This is a genomic window from Serinicoccus sp. CNJ-927 (assembly GCF_001942435.1).
In the GTDB taxonomy this organism is placed as follows: domain Bacteria; phylum Actinomycetota; class Actinomycetes; order Actinomycetales; family Dermatophilaceae; genus Ornithinicoccus; species Ornithinicoccus marinus.
On the sequence record NZ_MKKF01000044.1, the window covers coordinates 22,263 to 46,077 of the forward strand.

General features: G+C 69.6%; 17 protein-coding genes and 3 pseudogenes. 12 read left to right on the forward strand and 8 right to left on the reverse strand.

Annotated elements, in window-relative coordinates:
• The first annotated feature begins 136 nt into the window (after positions 1–136).
• Complete coding sequence (locus tag BJF86_RS11250) at positions 137–988, forward strand: DUF2382 domain-containing protein (RefSeq protein ID WP_075819005.1); 852 nt, start codon at positions 137–139, stop codon at positions 986–988.
• Between the two features lie 317 nt (positions 989–1,305).
• Here BJF86_RS11250 and BJF86_RS11255 read toward each other — a convergent pair whose 3' ends face one another.
• Together BJF86_RS11255 and BJF86_RS11260 are read right to left on the reverse strand one after the other, a co-directional pair.
• Positions 1,306–2,022 (reverse strand): ABC transporter ATP-binding protein, encoded by a 717-nt coding sequence (locus BJF86_RS11255; RefSeq protein WP_075819007.1) that lies wholly within the window; start codon positions 2,020–2,022, stop codon positions 1,306–1,308.
• Positions 2,019–3,110 (reverse strand): ABC transporter permease, encoded by a 1,092-nt coding sequence (locus tag BJF86_RS11260; protein ID WP_075819313.1) that lies wholly within the window; start codon positions 3,108–3,110, stop codon positions 2,019–2,021. Before BJF86_RS11260 ends, BJF86_RS11255 begins: the two co-directional genes overlap by 4 nt.
• Before the next feature lie 150 nt (positions 3,111–3,260).
• Here BJF86_RS11260 and BJF86_RS11265 point away from each other — a divergent pair, with 150 nt between their 5' ends.
• The 3 genes and pseudogenes from BJF86_RS11265 to BJF86_RS11275 all read left to right on the forward strand — a co-directional run bounded on the left by BJF86_RS11265 (position 3,261) and on the right by BJF86_RS11275 (position 6,450).
• Positions 3,261–4,457: a sensor histidine kinase gene (locus BJF86_RS11265; RefSeq protein ID WP_075819009.1), complete on the forward strand. Its 1,197-nt coding sequence runs from the start codon at positions 3,261–3,263 to the stop codon at positions 4,455–4,457.
• On the forward strand, positions 4,454–5,074 hold the full coding sequence (locus BJF86_RS11270) for a response regulator transcription factor (protein WP_075819010.1): 621 nt from the start codon (positions 4,454–4,456) through the stop codon (positions 5,072–5,074). The genes BJF86_RS11265 and BJF86_RS11270 overlap by 4 nt, the downstream gene beginning before the upstream one ends.
• 101 nt (positions 5,075–5,175) lie before the next feature.
• Positions 5,176–6,450 (forward strand): annotated as a pseudogene (locus tag BJF86_RS11275) (IS256 family transposase).
• 359 nt (positions 6,451–6,809) lie between these two features.
• Here the strand turns inward: BJF86_RS11275 and BJF86_RS11280 are convergent.
• The 6 genes and pseudogenes from BJF86_RS11280 to BJF86_RS11305 all read right to left on the reverse strand — a co-directional run.
• Positions 6,810–9,572, reverse strand: a complete 2,763-nt coding sequence (locus tag BJF86_RS11280; protein WP_083652988.1) for a multicopper oxidase domain-containing protein — start codon at positions 9,570–9,572, stop codon at positions 6,810–6,812.
• A complete protein-coding gene (locus BJF86_RS11285; protein ID WP_075819012.1) occupies positions 9,560–10,729 on the reverse strand; it encodes a hypothetical protein in 1,170 nt (389 codons plus the stop codon). The genes BJF86_RS11280 and BJF86_RS11285 overlap by 13 nt, the downstream gene beginning before the upstream one ends.
• Positions 10,726–11,160, reverse strand: coding sequence for a hemerythrin domain-containing protein (locus BJF86_RS11290; RefSeq protein WP_237768189.1), 435 nt, complete (start codon positions 11,158–11,160; stop codon positions 10,726–10,728). The genes BJF86_RS11285 and BJF86_RS11290 overlap by 4 nt, the downstream gene beginning before the upstream one ends.
• A 49-nt stretch (positions 11,161–11,209) precedes the next feature.
• Positions 11,210–11,506, reverse strand: coding sequence for a DUF2249 domain-containing protein (locus BJF86_RS11295; RefSeq protein ID WP_075819015.1), 297 nt, complete (start codon positions 11,504–11,506; stop codon positions 11,210–11,212).
• A 53-nt stretch (positions 11,507–11,559) separates the two neighbouring features.
• Entirely contained in the window at positions 11,560–12,957 is a 1,398-nt protein-coding gene (locus BJF86_RS11300; RefSeq protein ID WP_075819017.1) for an MFS transporter, read from the reverse strand.
• A gap of 163 nt (positions 12,958–13,120) precedes the next feature.
• Positions 13,121–14,386, reverse strand: a pseudogene (locus BJF86_RS11305) (MFS transporter); the annotation flags it as partial.
• Between the two features lie 266 nt (positions 14,387–14,652).
• Between BJF86_RS11305 and BJF86_RS11310 the strand changes: the two are divergent.
• From BJF86_RS11310 to BJF86_RS11345, 8 genes and pseudogenes are all read left to right on the forward strand, one after another.
• Positions 14,653–15,477 carry a helix-turn-helix transcriptional regulator gene (locus BJF86_RS11310; protein ID WP_075819019.1) on the forward strand — a complete coding sequence of 275 codons (825 nt, stop codon included), beginning with the start codon at positions 14,653–14,655 and terminating at the stop codon, positions 15,475–15,477.
• Entirely contained in the window at positions 15,474–19,181 is a 3,708-nt protein-coding gene (locus tag BJF86_RS11315; protein WP_075819021.1) for a nitrate reductase subunit alpha, read from the forward strand. Before BJF86_RS11310 ends, BJF86_RS11315 begins: the two co-directional genes overlap by 4 nt.
• Positions 19,182–19,224: 43 nt before the next feature.
• Positions 19,225–21,002: pseudogene (narH, locus tag BJF86_RS11320) on the forward strand (nitrate reductase subunit beta).
• On the forward strand, positions 21,002–21,763 hold the full coding sequence (gene narJ / locus BJF86_RS11325) for a nitrate reductase molybdenum cofactor assembly chaperone (protein WP_143553826.1): 762 nt from the start codon (positions 21,002–21,004) through the stop codon (positions 21,761–21,763). The pseudogene narH and the gene narJ overlap by 1 nt, the downstream one beginning before the upstream one ends.
• On the forward strand, positions 21,760–22,506 hold the full coding sequence (gene narI, locus BJF86_RS11330; protein ID WP_075819025.1) for a respiratory nitrate reductase subunit gamma: 747 nt from the start codon (positions 21,760–21,762) through the stop codon (positions 22,504–22,506). Before narJ ends, narI begins: the two co-directional genes overlap by 4 nt.
• Positions 22,507–22,517: 11 nt before the next feature.
• Entirely contained in the window at positions 22,518–22,886 is a 369-nt protein-coding gene (locus BJF86_RS17970) for a cupin (protein WP_158068410.1), read from the forward strand.
• Positions 22,887–22,888: 2 nt separating this feature from the next.
• Complete coding sequence (locus tag BJF86_RS11340) at positions 22,889–23,569, forward strand: molybdenum cofactor guanylyltransferase (protein ID WP_158068411.1); 681 nt, start codon at positions 22,889–22,891, stop codon at positions 23,567–23,569.
• A gap of 3 nt (positions 23,570–23,572) precedes the next feature.
• The gene (locus tag BJF86_RS11345; RefSeq protein WP_075819029.1) at positions 23,573–23,812 is read left to right on the forward strand and encodes a MoaD/ThiS family protein; all 240 of its coding nucleotides are present in this window, start codon (positions 23,573–23,575) and stop codon (positions 23,810–23,812) included.
• The last annotated feature ends 3 nt before the right edge of the window (positions 23,813–23,815 follow it).

Below are 23,815 nucleotides of genomic sequence, written 5' to 3' on the forward strand. Positions count from 1 at the left end.
GTGGTTCACGTCGTCCTCGAGCCGAGCGGTGGCACGGTGCCCGTCTGGGTTGCGGGGTCATCGTCGGGGCGCTTACGTTTACGGTGTAAACGGACGGTGCATCAGGGCGCCGGCCACCATCACAGGAGGTTTCCGCATGTGGAACGAGGAACAGATCCAGTCCCTGCACAACGACGGTGTGGTCGTCGACCAGGATGGGGAGAAGGTCGGCAAGGTCGGCCAGGTCTACCTGGAGGACTCGACCGGTGAGCCCGCATGGGTGACGGTCAAGACCGGGCTCTTCGGCACCTCGGAGTCCTTCGTGCCCCTGCAGGGCGCCACCGTGCAGGACCAGGAGGTCCGGGTGCCGTACACCAAGGACCAGGTCAAGGACGCCCCCCGGGTCGAGGAAGACGGCCACATCTCGGTGGAGGAGGAGCGTGAGCTGTTCCGTTACTACGGCGGCCGGGACGGCCAGAAGAACGCGAACAACGGCGCACCAGCCACCCGCGACCAGGAAGACACCCGCACCGGCACCACCAGCCGAACCGACACCGCAACGGGCATGACCGACAGGACGGATACCGCCGCAGGCGCCGACGACACTGGGCGCGGCACCTACGACACCGACTCGGACGCCAGCATGGTCCGCTCCGAGGAGCAGCTGAACGTCGGCACCGAGAAGGTCACCACCGGCAAGGCCCGCCTGCGCAAGTACGTCGTCACCGAGCACGTCACCAAGACCGTCCCCGTCCAGCGTGAGGAGGTCCGCATCGAACGCGAGCCCCTCGATCAGCAGGACCGGGACCGCCTGTCCGGGGCCGACCTCGTCGAGGACGAGCAGGAAGTCACCCTCACCGAGGACCAGGTCGTCGTCGACAAGGAGACCGTTCCCGTCGAAGAGGTCCGTCTCGACACTGACACCGTCACCGAGGAGCAGCAGGTCAGCGACGAGGTCCGCAAGGAGCAGATCGACACCGACCTGCCCGACCAGCACCGCAACCACTGACCCACACCCCACCCGCGTCGGCCCTATCCCAACTGGGGGTGGGGCTGACGCGTGCGTTCCTGGGCATGAGTCCGGCAGTCGGGCATCTCTGAGCTGCGATTTCGTGACCCAGTACAGTGCGAGGGTGCTGCCCCATGTTAGTTACTGATGCACGTATGCTGCACGCGCGACGGGGCGAGGGCAGGGGCTCGAGCCTGCAGTGGGGGACACCGCGCATCTTCTCATGACCTCTCAGGTCGACATGCGGGTGTCACCGGCCCGTGCAGTGGTCCCCAACTTCCCGACATTCCTACTTTCTCACTGCTCAGCGGTCCAGTTCAGCGTGTAGGCGCGCGCCCAGCGATGGGGGTAGTGATACGCCCGTCGACGACCGTGACGAGATCATCCAGGGTGTCGCGGTGCCCGAGGTCGTGGGTGACGAGCAGGGTGGCGGTGTCGCGTTCGCGGGTGAGGCGGGAGATGAGTTCCATGATCTTCGCTCCGCGTTCTTGATCCAGGGCGCTGGTCGGCTCATCAACGAGGAGGACTTCGGGTTCGTGGACGAGGCCGCGGGCGATCGCGACCCGTTGCCGTTCCCCGCCGGAGAGCTGGTGCGTGCGCTTGCCTGCTTGCTCGGTGAGGCCGACGGCGTCGAGGAGTTCGTCGGCACGGGCGTCGATCTTCGCTCGCTGGTTCCGGCTGGTGCCGCCGCCGAGCCTGGCCATGACCTGCAACTGCTCGCGCGCCGTGAGCGCGGGCAGCAGGTTGGACTGCTGGAACACGATGCCGATGCGCTCACGGCGCAGTTGCGTGGCCTCGTGCTTCGAGAGCTGGGCGGCGTCGGTCATGTTGCTGCTGTTGCCGATGAGAACTCCGCCAGAGTCGGGGCGAAGAAGGGTCGCGGCGACGGCGAGGATGCTGGACTTGCCCGACCCGGAGGGGCCGGTGATGCCGGTGACGGTGCCGTTGGTCCCGCGGAGGGTGACGTTGTCAACGGCGGTGATGCGGTTCTCCCCGTCGGGGAAGGTGAGGGTGACGTTCTGTAGTTGGATCATCGGTTGCTCCCAAGGGCGGTGAGGGGGTCGGCTTTGGTGACGGAGCGCAGCGCGAACGCGGCTCCTGCGAGGCCGAGGACCGCCATCACGACGGCTGGGGCGACAGTGGTGATCGGGCTGATGACGAACGGGAGCGCCTGCCCCGCGAGAATGCCGAGCCCGATCACGGCGGCGAGGCCGACACCGATCCCGGCGACCAGAACGATGGACGCCTGGCCGAGTGAGTCGCGCACGAGCGACCCGGTGGTCGCACCGAGGGCTTTGAGCACGGCCATGTCGCTGGCACGCTGCATCGTCCAGACCGTGAAGAACGCGCCTACGACGAGGGCGGAAATCCCGAACAGCATCGCGATCATCAGCCCGAGCGACCCGATCTCGGATCGGAACGCTTCCAGGGCGGTCAAGCTCGCCAGCGGTGTTTCGGCGACCGTGCCGGTTGCTGCACCTATGGCCTCCCAGTCTGCGTCGGCGGTGACGGCGAGCACCGTCGCTTCGCCTGTGCCGCCGACGCGCTGACTTGCCTCGCTCCACGCCTCCGGGGTCATGACGATGACCGGGGTGTGGCTGTACCAAAGATCATCGCCAACGACGCTGACGGTGAAATCAGTGCCGGTGATCGAGATCGTGTCACCAGTCTCGACGCCGAGACCATCGGCGGCCCCGGAGGAGACACCGACCTGGTCGTCGTGAACCGGGGCGAGGTCGAACAGCGGGTTCGACTGGGCACCCGAAGCATGCTGCGGCAGCCCGTAGAGCGCAACCCCGGTCGGGTCGTCGGTGCCGCTGGCCGAGGCCCGCGATTGGACAATCCCGATGGGTGTCACCGACTCGACCCCGTCCGCCTGTGCCCATGCCGTGACCGTGTTCTCGTCGAGGGAGGAGGTTGCGTAGCTAGGGTCGCTGCTCTCGGGCTGCTGCAGCACGAGCCGGTCGCCGGGCAACTGCAGCACGGAGGAGATGTTCTGTGCGGCCAGACCCCCGGTGAGGCCGGAGAGGAAGCCGACGAGCAGGGTGATCAGGGCGACGACGGCCCCGATGAGGAGAAACCGGCCGCGGGCGAACCGCAACTCTCTCCACGCGACGAACACGATGATGCCTTTCCGCCCGCGCACTCTGCCCGAGCTACCCTCCAACTCTCCTTCGCGCAGGCAGGGCCGGGCATCGCCCAAACCGTGGGATTCACGGTCAAACTTTCGGTTGATGGCCGGGCAACACCGCTCGCATAGGCTTGGAGCGTCATGTCGCATTCGACCCTCGCCCCGGTGTTCACCGGTCTCCGGTTCGGCCTGCACACCCTCCTGATCGGGCTCGCGGGCTTCACGGTTGTGCGCGCATACGTCGTCTCCTCGCCGGCTGCGACATGGACGCTGGTCATGGGGATCGCGTTCGTCGCGGTGTATCTCGCGGGTGCATGGGCGGCGCGGGCACAAGGCGAGTCAGGGGTGTCCCGGCGCGGTGACGCCGTCGGCTGGATCGTCGCGCTCACGTTGTTGTGGGCGGTGCTGACGTGGCTGAGCCCCGAGGGGGCCTACCTCGTCTTCCCGCTGTTCTTCCTCTACCTCCACGTCCTGCCCGGACGTGGAGGGGTCGCGGCGATCGTGGTCACGACCGCGTTCGCGATCCTCGCCCTCGGCCTCCATCTCGGGTTCAGCGTCGGCGGGGTGATCGGCCCACTGGTGGGCGCCGGCGTCGCCCTACTGATCGGGCTCGCCTACCGTGCGCTTCGGCGTGAAGCCGAAGAGCGCGAACGGCTCGTTGCCGAGCTGATCCGCACTCGGCAGCACCTCGCCCAGACCGAACGCGAACAGGGCGCACTGGCGGAGCGCGCCCGGCTCGCTCGTGAAATCCACGACACCGTCGCCCAGGGCCTGTCCTCGATCCAGATGCTGTTGCGTGCCGCTGAACCCGACACCCCCGAACCCGGTGCCGGGTACGTGCGGCTCGCCCGTGAGACCGCGGCCGACAGCCTCGCGGACACGAGGCAGATCATCCGCGAGCTCACCCCGACCCGGCTCGGCGACGGACTCGCCCCCGCCCTGCACCGCCTCGGTCAGGAACAGTCCGACCGCGCGTCCATCCCTGTCGAGGTGAGTGCCGAGGAACTCGACTTGCCGATGGGAACCCAGATCGCGCTGCTGCGAATCTTTCAGGGCGCGCTCTCGAACACGATCCGCCACGCGAACGCCACCCACATCACCGCCGAACTCACCCGAGACAACGCCACGGTATCTCTGGTGGTACGCGACGACGGGCGCGGCTTTGAGGTGTCCTCCGCGGTCGCCGACTCGCACGAGGCTGACTCCTTCGGGTTGCACGCCATGCGTGAGCGCCTCGAACAACTCGACGGCACCCTCACCATCGCCTCGGCCCCTCAACAGGGCACCACCGTCACCGCGCGACTGCCGCTTCTCACCGGAAGCGAGGCGGCATCGTGATCCGCATCGTGCTTGCCGATGACCACCCCGTCGTCCGCACGGGCTTGCGGGCGATGCTCTCAGGCGACCCCGGCCTCGACGTGATCGGGGAAGCGGCAACCCCTGACGGTGTCGTCGCCCTCGCGAGCGATCTGGTACCGGACGTGGTGCTCATGGACTTGCAGTTCGGCACCGACCAGACCGGAGCCGACGCGACCCGCCGCATTCGCGCACTCAACCATCCGCCTGCCGTGCTGGTGCTCACGAACTACGACACCGACAGCGACATCCTCGGCGCCGTCGAAGCCGGAGCCAGCGGCTACCTCCTCAAAGACGCCCCACTCGAGGAGCTCATCGCTGCAATCCGCGCCGCAGCCGCAGGCGAGACCGCCCTCGCCCCCGCGATCGCAGGACGACTGCTCGCCCGGATGCGTTCCCCGCAACCCAACCTCAGCGCCCGCGAGACCGAAGTGCTGCGACTCGTCGCAGACGGCGCGACGAACAACGACATCGCGGCACGACTGCATATCAGCGACGCGACCGTGAAATCACACCTCGTGCACATCTACACCAAGCTCGGCGTCTCCTCCCGCACCGCCGCCGTCGCTTCTGCACGCGACTCCGGCCTGCTGCGGTGAAGGCAGGGAATGTCCGCTGAATGGTGTTTCTGGCCTGACACGCCGGCACGGCCGGCGGGGAAGGTCATGCGATGACCGAGAAGAACACGAGCGTGAGCTCGATGCCCAAGAAGGTGAAGAAGACGGCCTCGTGCAGCGAGGCCGAGCAGGCCGCGGTCCGGGAGCTGGTCAAGGCCGCCCGGGCCCGCGGTCAGGCCTGACCGGCCCGGACGGGCTGCTCAGTCGATCACCGCGATTGTCCTGGAGACCGCGCTGGAAGAGGAGCTGACCGAGCACCTCGGCCACGAAAAGCATCAGGCACCCACTGCGGAGAGCGGCAACATCCGCAACGGCACCCGCCCCAAGACGTTGCTCACCGACGCCGCCGGGGAGCTGAGCATCGCGGTCCCGCGGGATCGGGCCGGCACGTTCGAGCCGGTCATCGCCCAAGTTGCGACAACGGCGCCTGTCGGACGTGGACGCCGTCGCGATCAGCCTGTTCGCGAAAGGGCTGACCACCGGCGAGATGAGCGCGCACTTCCGCGAGGTGTATGGCGCATTTATCTACAAGGACGCTGTCTCGAGGATCACCGACAAGGTCCTCGAGGAGATGGCCGCCTGGGCCAGCCGCCCGTTGCAGGGCGTGTACGCGGCCATCTTCATCGGCGCGATCTACATCGAGGTCCGCGACGGCCAGGTCGGCAACCAACCCTTCTACGCCGCGATCGGGTCGACCTGGGTGGGCGCCGTGACGCGCTTGGCCTGTGGGCCGGCCAGGGCGGCGGCGAGTCCGCGAAGTTCTGGATGAACGTGCTGGCGAACCTGAAGAACCGCGGCGTGCGGGATGTCTTCTTCATCGTCTGCGACGGGCTCAAAAGACTACCTGACAGCGTGCACGCGGTGTTCCCGCAGGCCATCGTGCAGGCGTGCATGATCCACCTCATCCGAGCCACCCTGCGGTGCGCGAGCCGCAAGTACTGGGACCAGCTGGCAGGGGACTTGCGCCGCATCTACACCGCACCCTCGGTGGAGGCGGCGTGGGTGGGGTTCGAGGAGCTGGAGGAGAAATGGGGCAAGCCCTACCCCGCGATCGGCGAAGATGTGGAGAGCGTCGTGGGAGGAGTTCATCCCCTTCCTGGCCTAGGACGTGCAGATCCGCCGGGTGCTGTTCTCCACCAACGCCATCGAGTCCTTGCGCGTCAGGTACCGGCGGGCGGTCACCGTGCGCGGGCACTCCCCGACCGAGCAGGCCGCCCTGAAGTGCCTCTACCTGGTCACCCGGGGGCTGGACCCCAAGGGCACCGGCCAGGCACGAGGGACCATACGGTGGAAGCCCGCGCTCAACGCTTTTCGCCGTCACCTTCGCCGACCGCATGCCGGCCGCGGAGAACCTCTGAGATGAACGCCAGAATCACCGTTCATCGGACAGACCCTCTCTGAACTTGCTGGCTCAGTGACGACCGTTTTCGAGCCGGGTGCGCCCTGATTTACTGCTCGACCATGACGGGGCCGCGCCTCGGGGGCCACGTACACTGGCTGCTCGGCTGGGCAGTTGGGTCTGTTGCGCCCCTTCGGACGGTAAGAGTCCCGTGGAGCGTCGTTACTCGCCCCGTGGTTCTCCATCGAACCTGCCTGGGCTAGCGTCCGTCAGGACGCCCAGGTCCTCTAGGCCCAGGTGTCTGAGCTGCCCTCAGCCACGAACGGACACGGGGGTGGGCTCGGCTTGCGCAGCGATCACCCCGGCGACGGTGGGTGTTCAATCGTCGGTCCGCGCAGTGACCCGTATGACCCCGTGGGCGCCGCGCTCGGCGTCGGCCATGGCGTGGGAGACGAACGGGTAGGACCCCGCCTCGGGGAAGGTCAGCTCGACGAAGCCGCCCTGGGCGGCCATGAGGCCCAGGGTCTGTGCTCCAGCGTCCTCGGCCGGACCCTGGGGGCCCCCGAGACGCCATGCCCCTTCGGCGTAGACGGTGTCGAACTGGCCGCCGACGACGTGGAAGGACGTCGAACGGTTCGGGCCGGCGTCCAGCACCCAGAGCCGCACGCGGTCTCCGACCACGGCGTCGAGAACGTGCTCGTCGTACTGGTTGGCGATGCCGTTGAAGGTGACGAAGGTCGGCCGGTCCGAGGCGGCCGCCACGGCGTCGACCTCCGCCGCAGGCGCTTCTGCGTGATCCGTGGCGGGGGAGAGGTGTACCTCGGACTGGACGAGCAAGTACTCCTGGTCGACCGGTGGCAGGCCCTCGGGTGGGTCGATGATGACGGCGCCGTGCATGCCGGCCGAGATGTGGCTGGTCATGGGCATGGTCGAGCAGTGGTACATCCAGATCCCGGCCCGCTGTGCGGTGAAGTTATAGACGAGCGACTCCCCGGGTGGGATGGTCCGCATCGGCTCGTCAGGGGCCAGGGCCCCGGCGTGGAAGTCGATCGAGTGACCCATCGTCCCGTCGTTGACCAGGGTGATCTCGAAGACGTCCCCCACCTTGCCGCGCAGCGTCGGACCCGGGACCCGACCGTTGAAGGTCCAGCGGAGCTGGGTGATGCCGGGGGCGACCTCGAGCTCCTCCTCGGTCGCCCTGAGAGTGAGCTCATGCGTGGTGCCCGCCTTCGTCGTCACCGGCGACAGAGCTGGGTCAACCGGGTCCGTCACCGGGGTCTGCGGGTCGAGGTGCATCGAGGCTGGGCCGTCGGTGTCGTTTCCCTCGGTGTCGTGGCTGGCGTGGTCCTCAGCGGCGGTGGACACCTGGTCGTCCCCGGTCACCACGACGTCCAGGACCATCCCCATCTGCCGGTGGCCCACGATCGTGCACCAGCCCTGCACCGGCTCACCAACGACACCCAGGTCGAGCGTGGCGGACTCGCCGGGGGCCAGGCGGGGCGTGCGCTGGTCGAGGACCTGCAGGTCGTGCACGGTGGTCGGGTCGGTGTTGGTCAGCTCGACGACCAGACGATCACCGCGGGTCACCTCGATACGGGCGGGCTGGAAGCGCATGTCGACGGCGGCCACCTGGACGGTGGTGGTGCTACCGGTGGGGGCGACCGCGACCGCCCGACCGGTCGACGTGCCCCCCGTCAGACCGGCTGCGGCAGGGTCGAGCGCGACGCCGACGGATACGGCCAGCACGAGCGCGGACACCGCAGCCACCAGCTGCCCGCCGGACCAGACTGGCGGCATCCGGTCGGGCTCGCCGGCGGGGGTCCTCGGCGTGGGGGCCGCCCCGGCCGGGCGTTCTCCCCGGGCGCGGGCCGTCTCCACCTCTTTCTTCGCGCGCACCGCGGCGCGGATCCCGGCGAGCATCAGCGGGACGAAGGCGGCAAGGGCGAGTACGACGAGAACGGACAGGAGGACGCGAACGATGCTCGGGACGGGCAGCAGGCACAGGAGCAGGCCGGCGTTGACGACGACGAGCCGCGCGGTGCCCCATCGGTCGAACCACGCCTGCCCGGCGCGCACGACGGTCTTGCCGCCGCCGAGCACCGACGGGACCAGGTAGGACAGCGCTCCCGGCAGCAGCTGTGCGGCGAACCCGACGACGAGGATCGCGGTGGTGGGGCCGAAGCCGTCGGTGAACTCGGCCCATGTCTGCGTGGTCGAGAGCCGCACGAGGACGACCACGATGCCGGCCAGCCACCAGCCCAGCGACAGACCGACCGAGGCCGGGGCGAACTCGCGCGGGCGGGCGGTCCGAGCCGGCGCGAGGACCGCGGAGGCCCACCACGCCAGCGCCACGGCATACACGGCGAGCGCGGCGACGGTGACCCAGCGCAGGTCGGCCAGCGCACCCGCCACGAGCAGTACGATCGCGCCGACGAGCCCGGGCAGGGCCTGGCGCGCGCGCCGTTCCGCCTCGGGTCCGATGGGGGTGCGCAGCATCGTGGGCCACAGGGTGAGCAGGGTGCCGGCGACGGTGAGCCCGACCCAGCCGAGGACGTTGACGGTGATGTGCGCCAGCAGGAGGCGGCCGTGCGTCGTGTCGTCGAGACCCAGCGCGAGGGTGGCGCCCAGGGCCACGCCGACCGGAAGGCAGACGGCCGCGGCCAGGTAGTACCGCACGGTCACCCGGAACCGGCCCGGTAGCGCCGAGCGAAGTCGGCGGAAGAGCTGGACACCGTGCCAGACGACGGCGGCGGTGATCATCGCGGCGCCCGTCGCGGTGACCCACCACTGGACCGTGGGCACGCCGACCAGGGTGGTCGTGGTGCCGCCCAGGAGCAGGACCAGGCGGTGGTTCTGTCGGCGACGGTCGTCCAGGCCGGGTGCGGTCTTCAGCAGCGCCTGGCTGAAGTGGGTGCTCCACACCATGATCGAGTGCGTCAGGGCGCCGAGTAGCACCAGGTGCACCATGAGCCACCGGGAGCCGGGCACGAAGGGGTGCACCAAGGTCGTGATCACCGCGAGCACCATCCAGAGCACGCCGGGGTAGTCGCGCAGCGGCCACCTGCCCCGTGCGCCGCCCGGACGGGCGGGACCGGCCGGTCGCGGGGCGTCGGGGACGGCAGGGCTGGTCAGGGCAGGCATGCGGGCTCGTGTTCCTCGGTCGTTGGGGTGGGGAGACGGTGGCGGGTATGGCGGGTCCGTGCGGCTCGGTGGCGCCGTGCGCCGGCCGAGGTGATGGCCGACACCGTGACGAAGAGCAGGACGGCTGCGACGTTGCCGATGAGCGCGGCGTGCCAGCCGGTCGTCGTGCCGACGGCCACCGTCAGGACCCGACCGAGCAGGGTGGTGTGCAGCAGGACCAGGGGGCCCCACATGAGCGTGGTGTAGGGCAGGCGCACCCGTAGCACGGCGGGCAGGATCACCGGGGCGTGGGCCAGGATCATCGACATCGCGAAGCCGAGGAAGGTGGCGTGGACCACGATGTCGTAGCCGGCGGCGGAGGACGCCGGCGACCCCGTGAGGACCAGGCCCAGTCCGGTGACGGCCAGCCAGGCGTACCCCATGAGCAGCGCAGCCGCGGCGAAGCGTGGCAGGCCGGTCGAGCGGACCAGCCGGCGCGCCACGTCGTGACGCCCGAGCCAGGCGGTCAGGAGCAGCAGGGAGACCCCCAGCAGGCGCCCTCCGGTCGTGGGCCACAGCACGGCCGCCACGGCGGCGCCGCTCAGGCCTGTGGCGTGGGCGGTGAGGGTGACCCGGGCAAGGGTCGGCATCGCCAGGCGGGCCAGCTCGACACGCTCGGCGCCGATGGTCAGCACGACGAAGCCGATCAGCAGCGGCACGACGGCTGCCACCTGGACGCGTGTGAGCAGCAGCGCGGCCGCGGCGGCGAGGACGGCGCCGAGAGCCTGGACGGCCACGAGCAGGTCGCCGTTACGCCGCCACAGCGCGAGGTAGACCACGACGAGCAGCAGCATGCCCTGCACGAGTAGCAGCCGTCCGAGCAGCGGCTGGGGCAGCATGACCAGGGCGAGGGCCCCGGCGCCCAGCAGTGCAGGCGCGAGGAGGGACCAGGCCGCGCGCAGGGCGACGGCGCGTTCGAGCGCGATGACGGTGCCGAGGAACCCGAGCACCATGAGCGGCCCGTGCAGGACCGCGAGCCGCGCGCTGCCGACGGGGGCGGGCAGACCGGCCAGGGTGAGGGCGGCGTCCAAGCCCCCCAGCAGGGCCAGTCCGCCGCCGGCGATGAGCAACGGGGTGCAGCGCGGGCTACGGCCGGCGAGGCCCGTGCTCGTCCTCATCCTGGGTGCGGTGCCTGTCCCCGCGCCTTGCCCATCGGGGTCGGCGTCGCCTCGTCCACCTCGGCCCAGTCGGGGGCGTCGAGAGCGATCGCCGCAGCGGGGAACAGTCCGTTGTCCTCCCTGTCGATGTGGTGACGCAGGTCGTGCAGGAAGGTGTCGACGAGCACGGGGTCGACGTCCGCGCCGGCCCGCCGGATCGCCTCGAGCTGGGCATCAAGCGTGGTGTGCTCCGAGCAGAGGCTGTCGATGTGGTCGGTGAACTCCTCCTGGCGGCGCAGTACGGCGAACAGCCCGGTCTCCTCGTCGCGGGTGTGCGGGTGCAGCAGCGCCTCGACCCGGTCGACGGCCGCCACGACCTGCGGGGTACTGCCGCCCTCGCACGCCCGGCGCAGCTCACCGGAGGCGTTGATGATGTCGGTGTGCTCAGCCATGAACCGGCCGATGACCCTGATCGACTCGCAGCCGCAGTAGGTGCACATCTCAGGCGGAGCGGGTGAACCGCAGCGTCCAGGCCTCGGGGCCGCGGCCCCGGTAGTCCCAGCTGATGGCCCCTCCCTCGCGGTCGGTGATCTGGGCGAGCAGCGGCAGGGGGTCGTGCGGGGCGACGAGGTCCATCTGCTGTCCCGGACGCAGCCCGGACAGGGCGCCGAGGATGCTCGCGTGGCGGATCGCGTGGGGGATCTCGCGGGCGTCGAGGGCGGGCACGCCCTCGTCGGTGCAGCCGCAGCCGCAACCGCGCTCGCGGACCTCGGCGAGGGGGAGCTCGGTGTGGGTCATGGGGTCCTCCGGTGTTCGTCGTGGACGGTGGTGGGAAGCTGGCAGGCAGTCGGTCAGCCGGGCTTCAGGGCGCCCGGGCGGGCGTAGCGCATCCAGGTGATGGCCACGCACATCACGGCCCAGGCGATGCCGATCAGGTAGAAGAGCGTCGGGCTCATGATCGTCAGGCCGACGCCGAAGAGGAACGGGCCGAAGGCGGCGACCGCGGCCGTCCACCCGATGACACCGCCGGCCTGCCGGCGTTCGAAGATCATGGGCATCTGCTTGAAGGTCGAGGCGTTGCCGATGCCGGCGAAGAGGAAGATCGCGAGCATGCCGAGGAGGAAGTGCCGGAAGTCTCCGCTCAGCGCCTCGGCGGAGCTGGTGTCCGGGGTCAGCGCCGGGATGGTCACGGCGATCGAGGCGATGAGTCCCAGCCCGGAGATGAGGGTCCAGATGGCGCCGCCCATCCGGTCGGTGAGCGGGGAAAACAGCACCCTGGCACCGGCGCCGATGAGGGGGCCGAGGAAGACGAAGGCGACCACGTCGGGCACGTCATACCCGGGGATGAGCATCTGTGCGTCCGGGCCGGAGCCGCTGACGATCTGTTCGTTGCCGATGCCGTAGAGGTTGGCCATGAGCAGCCCGAACTGTGCCGAGAGCCCGGAGAAGGTGCCGAAGGTCATGATGTAGAGCACCGTCATCCACCAGGTGTCCTGGTTGGAGAAGATGTCGAACTGCTGGCGGATGTTGGCCTTGACCGGGACCGACTTGAGCATCGTCCAGGCGAGCACGGCGCCGACGACCATGAGCGGGATCCAGACGAACGCCGCGTTCTGGTACCAGACCTGCTGGGCCTGCTGGCCCGGCATCTGCAGCTGCTGGCTGCTGCCGAAGAGCGCCAGGGCACCCAGCGCGATGAGGTAGGGCGTCAGCAACTGGACCAGCGAGACGCCGAAGTTGCCGATCCCGGCCTGCAGGCCGAGCGCGGTGCCCTGCTTCCTCTTCGGGAAGAAGTAGGAGGTCGACGGCATGAAGCCAGAGAAGGCTCCGCCGCCGATGCCGGCGAGGAAGGCGAGGACCATGAGCTCCCAGTAGGGGGCGGTCGGTGCCTGCACGCGCACGCCCCAGCCGAGGGTGGAGGCGATCAGCAGCAGCGTGGTGAGGCTGACCATCTTGCGCGTGCCCAGCATCGGGGGCAGGACCATCCACACCAAACGGAACAGTCCGGCGGACAGACCGGGCATGGCGGCCATCCAGTACAGCTGGCTCTTGGTGAACTCGTAGCCCAGCGCGTTGAGCTTGGGGATGATCGCGCTCGGCAGGAACCATGCCACGAAGGCGAGCGTGAGGCAGAAGGTGGTGATCCACAGGGTCCGCCAGGCCAGACCCTTGTCCCAGGTCTGCTCGTTCTCCGGGTCCCAGGACTGCAGCCACTCCCCTCCGGTGCGGCGGTTGTCGACGGTGCTCATGCGCGGGTCTCCTCAAAGGTGGTGCCGTGGGTGGAGCCGGCCAGGATGCCGGCGGGGGCGGCTGGGGGCCCTGCGCCGGGACCTCGATGTCGGCGGACACCTCGGGCGAGCGCTCGTGCAGCATCCGCACGACTGTCAGGTGCATCCACACCAGGCAGAGGGCGGTGAGCAGGAAGATGACGAAGAAGGTGGACGTGGGGAAGCCGGACCAGGCCGTGGTGTAGGCGAACAGCGGCGGGAGGAAGAAACCACCCAGGCCGCCGAGCATGCCCACGAGGCCGCCGACCGGGCCCACGTTGCCGGGGAAGTACTCGGGGATGTGCTTGTAGACCGCGGCCTTGCCCACGCCCATGGCACAGCCGAGCAGGAACAGCAGGAGGGTGAAGGGCACGATGTGCATCGCGTAGCCCAGGTGCTCCGACTGCGTCCCGTCCGCGTGGTTGATGACGACGTGGCCGTTGGGCATCATGAGGACGCCCGAGGTGGCCAGCATGACGAAGAAGGTGCCGTACATCGCCCGGCGTGCGCCCCAGCGGTCGGAGAACCAGCCGCCGACGGGCCGCAGCAGCGAGGCAGGGAAGATGAACACCGCGGTGAGCAGGCCTGCTGCGGCCAGGGAGACGCCGTAGTTGTTCATGTAGTAGAGCGGCATCCACGCGGACAGCGCGACGTAGGCGCCGAACACGGCGACGTAGTAGAGGCTGAACCGCCACACCCGCACCTGCGACAGCGGCGCGAGCATCTCGCCCAGGGGCCTGCTGGCCCCGGGCATCCGGTCCTGGGAGGGGGTGAGCAGCCAGAGCGTTGTCGCCATGACCAGCAGCAGGACGGCGTAGACGACGGGGATGAGACGCCAGCCGCCCTGCAGGCCCAGGACCACCGTGGTGCCGGCGGTGGCCGCGATGATCGGGGGACCGATGAACTTGGTCACCGACGCGCCGACGTTGCCGGCGCCGAAGAGCCCGAGAGCGAAACCCTGCCGCTCGCGCGGCGCCCAGGCGGCGTTCCAGGCGATGCCCACACTGAAGGCGTTACCGGCGAAGCCGACGAGGAACGCCAGCACCAGCAGCATCGCGTAGCTCTCGGCGAGGCTGACCAGGAAGGCCGGCACCGCGGTGATGGCGAGCATGGCGGTCATCACCTTGCGTCCGCCGATCCGGTCCGCGAGCATCCCGGCGGGCAGGCGCCACATCGCCCCGTTGAGCACGGCCAGCGCGCTGACCCAGGAGAGCTGGGTGTCCGTGAGCCCGAACTCCTCCTGGATGGGCTTGCCCAGGATGCCGAACATCAGCCACACGGCGAACATCAGCGTGAACGCCACGGTGGACGTCCACATGACCCGTGTGGCGCCGGAGGGCGAGGCCGACACCGGGCCGGTCGCGGGGGCAGGGGTGCTCATGTCTCTCCTCATTAAAAGGAATGGACTCATCTAAATAATGTCCGCGCTGATCCTACACCCCGTAGGAGGCTGCTCCGCGCCAGGAGGGTTGTGGCGTACGCGACGCCCGAATTTGAGCACGACGAGATGTCGTAATAATACGTCTACCTGCGATTTTGTCGAGGGTCACCTCATCGGCGGCCCTGATTGCGCATGGGGTGACACGTGGCTTAGATTGAGCGGGAAACGTCCACTAAAAGGAGTCCTCGATGTCCGGTACCGAGCCCGCCGGGCCGTCCCGTGGGGCAGACTCCTTGATGGCGTCCGCCGTCCGACGCTCGATCGTCGAGCAGCTGCGTGCACTGCCGCCACTGGCCGTGTCCGGCCGCCCCACCCGTGACACCGGCCTGACCGCCGCCGAGCTCGGCCAGGAGCTGGGGCTGCACAGCACGACGGTGCGCTTCCACCTCGACCAGCTGGTCGACGGCGGCCTGGTGGACACCCACGTCCTGCGTAGCGGTGGCGCGGGCCGTCCAGCCAAACGGTATGTCGCCTCGGCCGAGGCGCAGGCGGTACCGGAGCCCGCGATCGAGGGGCCTTTCCAGGTCCTGGCGACCGTGCTGGCCAGCGCGCTGGATCCCACCCAAGGCGAGAGCCCGACCCCTGAGGAGGCGGGGGCCCAGTGGGTGCGTCGACGGCTGGGGGTCGACGGGACGGAGCCGCTGGCCGAACCCGCCCGCACCACCGGTGAGTGGGTGGGCAAGGTGGGGGGCGTGGTCGACCTGCTCCAGGAGTGGGGCTACACCCCCGACCTCGAGATGTCCGGCCGGCACGGCGACGTGCGCATCACGCTGCGCGACTGCCCCTTCCTCGACCTGGCCCGGGAGAGCCCGGAGGTCGTGTGTGGAGTGCACCGGGGGCTGCTGAAGGGTGCCCTGGAGGTGGCCGGTGAGGACGCGGCGGGCGTCAGTCTCCGTCCGTTCGTGGCCCCCGCCACCTGCCATGCGCTGCTGCTGCGCGACCGTACCCCGCCAGGCGAGCGCATCGAGCCCGGACCCTCGCGCTGGGAGTCCTCCCAGCACGCCGTCCCGGCGGACGATCCCGAGACCCCGACCGACACCACACCAGGAGACCCCGCATGAGCGACACCACCTCTGCCCGCCTCGACGGCCCGCTCAGCCAGGCGCTGGTCGGAACCCGCCGGTTCTTCACCCGGGGGCGGGTCTCGGAGGACCGGCGGACGCTGAGTCTGGAGGGCGGACGCAGCGGCGACTCCTTCTACCGTGACCGCTGGAGCCACGACAAGGTCGTCCGCTCCACGCACGGCGTCAACTGCACCGGCTCGTGCTCCTGGAAGGTCTACGTCAAGGACGGGATCATCACCTGGGAGGCCCAGCAGACCGACTACCCCTCGACCGGCGCGGACAAGCCGGAGTACGAGCCGCGCGGCTGCCCCCGCGGGGCGGCTTTCTCCTGGTACACCTACAGCCCGACCCGGGTGCGCTACCCCTACGTGCGCGGCACCCTGCTGGAGATGTTCCGAGCCGCCCGCCAGCAGTACGGCGACCCGGTGCTGGCGTGGGCGTCGATCGTTCAGGACGAGGAGAAGGCACGGGCCTACAAGGCGGCGCGCGGCAAAGGCGGCCTGGTGCGGGCCAGCTGGGAGGACGTCATCGACCTCGTCGCGGCCGCGCACGTCTACACCGTCAAGCGGTTCGGCCCGGACCGTATCGCCGGCTTCTCCCCGATACCGGCGATGTCCCCGGTGTCCTACGCCTCCGGTGCCCGGTTCCACGAGCTCATCGGTGCGCCGATGCTCTCCTTCTACGACTGGTACGCCGACCTGCCCAACGCCTCCCCGCAGATGTTCGGCGACCAGACCGACGTCCCCGAGTCCGGCGACTGGTGGGACGCCGGCTACCTCATCATGTGGGGCTCCAACGTCCCACTGACCCGCACCCCCGACGCGCACTGGATGGTCGAGGCGCGCTACCGCGGCCAGAAGGTCATCGCGGTCGCGCCGGACTACGCAGACAACGTCAAGTTCGCCGACGAGTGGGTCGCCTCCGCCCCGGGCACCGACGGTGCGCTGGCGATGGGTATGGGGCACGTCGTCATGCGTGAGTTCTTCGTGGACCGCCAGGTCGACTTCTTCACCGACTACAACCAGCGCTTCACCGACCTGCCCTATCTCGTGACGCTCGACGACGCCGGTGACGGTAGCTACCGTCCGGGCAAGTTCCTCGTCGCCGGCGATCTGGCGGACCACCCAGAGGCGGGCAGCGAGAACGCCATGTGGAAGCCGGCCGTCCTCGACGGTGCGACCGGTGAGGTCGCGATCCCGAACGGGTCGATCGGCCACCGCTTCGGCGAGGAGGGCGAAGGCCGATGGAACCTCGACCTCGGCGACATCCGCCCGGTGCTCTCGCTCTACGGCGGCACCGCCGAGGCGGTCGAGGTCGCGCTGCCACGTTTCGACAACCTCGAGGGCCACCAGGTGCTGGAGCGACGCGGCGTGCCGGTCCGCCGGGTCGGAGACCGGCTGGTCACCACGGTCCTGGACCTCCTGCTCGCCCAGTACGGCGTGGGCCGCGACGGGCTGCCCGGCACCTGGCCGTCCGGCTACGACGACCCCTCGGCCCCCGCCACCCCCGCCTGGGCGGCCGAGATCACCGGTGTCCCGGCCGAGCAGATCATCCGCATCGGCCGGGAGTGGGCGCAGAACGCCATCGACACGCAGGGCCGCGGGATGATCCTCATGGGCGCCGGTATCAACCACTGGTACCACTCCGACCAGATCTACCGTGCCCTGCTGGTGCTGACCTCGATCACCGGTTGCCAGGGCCGCAACGGCGGTGGCTGGGCGCACTACGTCGGCCAGGAGAAGGTCCGCCCGATCATGGGCTTCCAGCACCTCGCCTTCGCGTTGGACTGGGTGCGCCCACCGCGACACATGAACCAGACCGCGTACTGGTACGTCCACACCAGCCAGTACCGCTACGACACCTTCGACGCCGACGCGGTCAACGGCGCGACCGGCGCATTCACCGGCCGGTCCACGATGGACCTGCTCGCCCAGGCGGTCCGGCTGGGCTGGGTCCCGTCCTACCCGCAGTTCGACCGTAGCTCACTGCAGGTCGCCGACGAGGCCGCCGAGGCCGGCATGGCCGCCGCAGACTACGTGGCCAGTCGGCTGAAGGACGGCACGCTGCGGTTCGCGGTGGAGGCCCCGGAGCACCCGGACAACTACCCCCGGGTCCTGTCGCTGTGGCGCTCCAACCTGCTCGGCTCCTCGGCCAAGGGCAACGAGTACTTCCTCAAGCACCTGCTGGGGACCGACCATGCGGTGAAGGCGACGCAAGCCTCACCAGAGCACCGGCCGCAGGACGTGGCCTGGCCCGAGCAGGCCGGCGAGGGCAAGCTCGACCTGCTGCTGACGCTCGACTTCCGGATGACCAGCTCCACGTTGTTCTCCGACGTCGTGCTCCCGGCCGCGACGTGGTACGAGAAGCACGACATCAACACCACGGACATGCACCCGTTCATCCACTCCTTCAACCCTGCGATCGCCCCGCCGTGGCAGGCCAAGAGCGACTGGGAGGCGTGGAAGGCCATCGCCCGGCGCTTCTCCGAGCTGGCGGTCGAGCACCTGGGCACCCGCAAGGACGTCGTGACCAAACCGCTGTGGCACGACACCCCGGAGGCGATGGCGACCGTGCACGGCCGGGTCCAGGACTGGCGCACCGGCGAGGTCGAGCCGGTCCCGGGACGCACCATGCCGGTGGTCGCCGAGGTCGAGCGCGACTACACGGCCGTCTACGAGAAGATGACCTCGATCGGCCCGCTGCTGGAGAAGGTCGGCATGCTGACCAAGGGCGTGAAGTACGAGGTCGGCCGCGAGGTCGACATCCTGCGCCGACGCAACGGCACCGTCCGCGGGGGCGTCGCGGACGGGCAACCGAAGATCGAGACCGATATCCAGGTCGCCGACGCGATCATGCACCTGTCCGGGGTCAGCAACGGCCACCTGGCGACGCAGGGGTTCCGGTTCCTGGAGAAGCGGACCGGCACCCAGCTGCACGACCTGTCGGCCGAGCACGAGGGCAAGCAGATCACCTTCGCCGACACCCAGGCCGCGCCGGTACCGGTCATCACCTCCCCGGAGTGGTCCGGCTCGGAGAGCGGAGGGCGCCGCTACGCACCGTTCACGATCAACATCGAACGCTCCAAACCGTTCCACACCCTGACCGGCCGGCAGCACTTCTACCTCGACCACGACTGGGTGCAAGGGATGGGCGAGTCGCTGCCGACCTACCGGCCGCCGCTGAACATGACCACGCTCTTCGGCGAGGACCCGGTCGGTCAGCAGAGCGACCACGACGGTGCGGTCGCGGTCGCGGTCCGCTACCTGACCCCGCACAGCAAGTGGTCCATCCACAGCGAGTACCAGGACAACCTGTTCATGCTCTCGCTCTCGCGCGGCGGCCAGACCATCTGGATGTCCGACGTGGACGCGGCAAAGATCGGCGTGCGGGACAACGACTGGATCGAGGCGGTCAACCGCAACGGCGTGGTCGCCTGCCGGGCCATCGTCAGCCACCGGATGCCCGAGGGCACGGTCTTCATGCACCACGCCCAGGACCGGCTCATCGACGTGCCGCTGACCGAGACCGACAACAAGCGCGGCGGCATCCACAACAGCCTCACGCGGATCCTGCTCAAGCCGAGCCACATCGTCGGCGGCTACGCCCAGTTCTCCTACTTCTTCAACTACATCGGGCCCATCGGCAGCAACCGTGACGAGGTCACGGTCATCCGCCGGCGCACCGCCCCGGTGACGTACTGAACCACCCGACGCACGACATACCGACTTGAGGAAAAGAGACAACATGCGCGTCATGGCACAGATGGCCATGGTCATGAACCTGGACAAGTGCATCGGGTGCCACACCTGCTCGGTCACCTGCAAGCAGGCGTGGACCAACCGTCAGGGCACCGAGTACGTCTGGTTCAACAACGTCGAGACCCGACCGGGCCTGGGCTACCCCCGGGGCTACGAGGACCAGGAGGAGTGGAAGGGCGGCTGGATACGGGCCGACAACGGCCGGCTCAAGCTGCGCGCCGGCGGACGCCTCAACAAGATGCTCAACATCTTCTCCAACCCCAAGATGCCCTCGATCCAGGACTACTACGAGCCCTGGACCTACGACTACGAGACGCTGCTCAACGCCCCGGCGCAGGACACCTTCCCCGTCGCGCGGCCCAAGTCGCTCATCTCGGGCAAGGACATCAACATCGAGTGGTCGGCCAACTGGGACGACGACCTCGGCGGTTCCACCGAGCACGCCGCCAAGGACCCGATGCTCAAGGGCATCGAGGACAAGGTGAAGTTCGAGTTCGAGCAGACGTTCATGTTCTACCTGCCGCGGATCTGCGAGCACTGCCTCAACCCCAGCTGCGCTGCCTCCTGCCCCTCCGGGGCCATCTACAAGCGCGAGGAGGACGGCATCGTGCTGGTCGACCAGGACAAGTGCCGCGGCTGGCGCATGTGCGTCACCGGCTGCCCCTACAAGAAGGTGTACTTCAACCACAAGACCGGCAAGGCCGAGAAGTGCACCTTCTGCTACCCGCGCGTGGAGGTCGGCATCCCGACCGTGTGCGCCGAGACCTGCGTGGGCCGGCTGCGCTACATCGGCCTGATGCTCTACGACGCCGACAAGGTGCTCGAGGCCGCCGCGGTCGAGGACGAGCACGACTCTACGAGGCTCAGCGCAGCGTGTTCCTCGACCCACGCGACCCGGCGGTCGAGCGCGAGGCCGAGCGCGCGGGCATCCCCGGCGACTGGATCGAGGCGGCGAAGAAGAGCCCCGTCCTCAAGCTCATCACCGACTACAAGGTCGCGCTGCCCCTGCACCCGGAATACCGCACCATGCCGATGGTCTGGTACATCCCGCCGCTGTCGCCGGTCGTCGACGTCATCAAGGACACCGGTTACGACGCCGAGGACAAGGACAACCTCTTCGCAGCCATCGACGCGCTGCGCATCCCGGTCGAGTACCTCGCCAACCTCTTCACCGCCGGCGATACCCGGCCGGTCGAGGCGGTGCTGCGCCGACTGGCCGCGATGCGGTCCTACATGCGCGACATCAACCTGGGCCGCGACCCCCAGGCGCACATCGCCGAGGCCGTCGGCATGGAGGAAGAGGAGATGTACGAGATGTTCCGCCTCCTAGCGATCGCCAAGTACGGCGACCGCTACGTCATCCCGACCGCCCACGGGGAGCAGGCGCACGCCCTTGAGGAGCTGGCCACGGACTGCCCCGTGAGCTCTTTCGACGACGAGCTGCTCGACTCCTCCGGCCCGTTCGGCGAAGGCTCGGGCCGCGGCGCCGTCACCCCGGTCGCGGTGGAGAACCTCAAGATGCTCCAGGAGCGGGCCCAGTCGGAAACCCTCGTCTCCGGCGGCACCAAGCGCGGTCGCGTCAACCTGCTCAACTGGGACGGGCGCGGCATGCCCGAGGGTCTGTTCCCCCAGCGCGAGCAGGGCGCCCAGGCCTCGGCGGGTGACGGGACGCCGCACCAGCCCACCGACGACCGGTCCGTGCTCGAGGACGGCCAGGCCCGGCCGGACCATGTCGCCGGCGCGGACGAAGGGCAGCAGCGATGATGCCCTGGCGGCGCCACCGGCGCAGCAGCCCCCGATTCGCTGCGCGCGCGCAGGCCGATGCCTGGCAGCTGTGCTCGCTGCTGCTGGACTACCCCCGCGAGGACCTGCCCGGGCAGCTGGCGGTGCTCCGGGAGGTGGCCGGAGGCCTGCCGCCGTCGGCCGGTGAGCCGTTGAGCCGGTTTCTTGAGCACGCGGAGGCCGTCGGCCTTCCTGAGCTGCAGCGCGACTACGTCGACACCTTCGACGTCACCCGCAAGTGCGCGCTGCACCTGACCTACTTCCTGCACGGGGACACCCGCAACCGTGGCGTGGCGCTGGTGCAGTTCAAGCAGCTCTACCGCCAGCACGGGGTCGAGCTGGACGACGCCGATGCAGAGCTTCCTGACTACCTGCCCGTCGTCCTGGAGTTCGGCGCGACCGTCGCCCCCGACACGGCGTGGAAGGTCCTCAACGACCATCGGGTCGGCATCGAGCTCCTCCGGCGGGCCCTGGACCGGCGCGGCTCACCCTGGTTGGACGTGGTCGCGGCCCTTCGGGCCACCCTGCCCGACCTCGACGGCGACGACGAGCAGGCCCTCGCGCGGCTCATCGCCCAAGGACCGCCGCAGGAGACGGTCGGGATCGACGACGCGCCCTACGCCATGGACCCCGCCCTCGACGGCCTGCGCACACCTCCGACCGACGGGTGCGCGCCCCCCGGCAGCACACCGCACACCGCCCAGTCTCTCGGCCCGACCATCCCCGTAGGAGCCCCCCGATGAGCACCTTCCTCTGGGTGATCTTCCCCTACATCTGCCTGGCGACCTTCGTCGTGGGCCACGTCTGGCGCTATCGCTACGACAAGTTCGGGTGGACCACCCGAAGCTCCCAGCTCTACGAGGACAAGCTGCTGCGGATCGGCAGCCCCCTGTTCCACTTCGGCATCCTCTTCGTGGCGGTCGGCCATTTCATGGGGCTGATCGTGCCGCAGAGCTGGACCGAGCGGGCCGGGATGAGCCAGGAGCTGTATCACATCGTGGCGCTGCTCGGCGGGCTGCCGGCGGGCATCGCCTGCCTGGTCGGGCTGGCCATCCTCGTCTACCGGCGCCGTACCGTCGGGCCCGTCTTCCGCGCCACGACGGTCAACGACAAGGCCATGTATGCCGTGCTCGCCGTCGTCATCGTGCTGGGCATGTGGAACACCATCGCGGGCACCCTGCTCAACCTGGGTATCGCGGGCGATCACTACAACTACCGCGACGGTGTGTCGCCGTGGTTCCGGCAGATCTTCTGGTTCCAGCCCGACGCCTCGCTCATGGAGGGCGCGCCGATCGGATTCCAGCTGCACGCCCTGCTCGCCTTCCTGCTCTTCGCGATGTGGCCCTTCACCCGCCTGGTGCACGTCTTCTCCGCACCGATCGGCTACTTCACCCGGCCCTACATCGTCTACCGTAGCCGCGACGAGCGGCCCGGGACGGCGACCGGCACCCGGGCGCAGAAGCGCGGCTGGGAGCGGGTCCAGTGAACGAGCACCCCGTGGTCGGCGAGCCTGACCGGTCCCGCGCGCAGGGCGCCTCGGCGGTCGTCGACCTGCGCGCGGAGGGTGAGGCGCTCGTGCAGGAGGCACGCTCCACGGGTCGCGGCCGGGCGGTGCGGGCGGTCGTGCGCCAGCCCGGGCAGAGCCTGATTCTGCTCGGCCTGCCCGCCGGTGGTGGCCTGCCCGAGCACGACGCGCCCGGCCCGGCCTCCCTGCTCTGCCTCTCCGGCCGGGTGACGTTGTCCAGCGAAGGGTCGTCGCACACCATGCCCGCGGGTACGGCGTGCGTCATACCGTCGGAGCGGCACGAGGTCACCGCCGCCGTGGACAGCGTCTGCCTGCTCACGCTCTCGCTCCCGGACTCCTGACCGTGCCCGGACAGGTCGTGGACCTCCTGGTCCTGGCCGGCGGCCGCGGCACGCGGCTCGGGGGCCGGGACAAGGCGGCGCTGGAGGTGGGCGGCCGGTCGCTGCTGGCACGGGTGCTCGACGCCCAGCCGCTGCTCGGGGGCCGGGTGGTGGTCGTGGGCGATACTCCTGTGCCAGCGGGTGTGCTCCGGACGGTGGAGGAGCCCCCCGACGGGGGCCCGGTCGCGGGCATCGCCGCGGGACTGGCCGCGCTGGGCGCCGGCGCTGAGGGCGACGCGGGCGTCCACCGCCCTAGCGGAGGACAGGCCGGTGCCCGGTCAGCCGACTGGGCGGCAGTCGTGGCGGTCGACCAGCCCGGCGCTGCGGTCGCACTGGCCGCGCTGCGCGCCTCGGTGGACGGCGCGGCGGAGCACGTGGACGCCGTCGGTCACCAGGACGCTCAGGGTCACCGCCAGTGGCTGCTGGCCCTCTACCGCCTGGTCTCGCTCGAGAGGGCGTTGGGACGGCTGGGGGAGGTCCGTGACGTCTCGGTCCGCCGCCTTGTCGCCGACCTGCGCTGGCAGGACGAGGAGTCCGGGCGGGAGCACCTCGGGGACATAGACACCTGGGCCGACGCCCGGCACTGGGAACATCGCCTGCGGCGGGAGCCGGCGATGACGGACGAACCACACACGAAGGGATAGACGATGGCGACCGTGAGGTACTTCGCTGCCGCCGCAGAAGCGGCAGGCACCGAGACCGAGCAGGTGCCCGCCGAGGACCTGGGCCGCCTGCTCGACCAGCTCGCCGAGCTCCACGGCGCCGAGCTCGCCCGCGTGCTCTCCTGCAGCTCGGTGCTGCACGAAGGCCGCTACGTCAGCGACCGGTCCCTATCCCTGGCCCAGGACGCCGTACTCGACGTGCTGCCGCCCTTCGCCGGGGGCTGACCG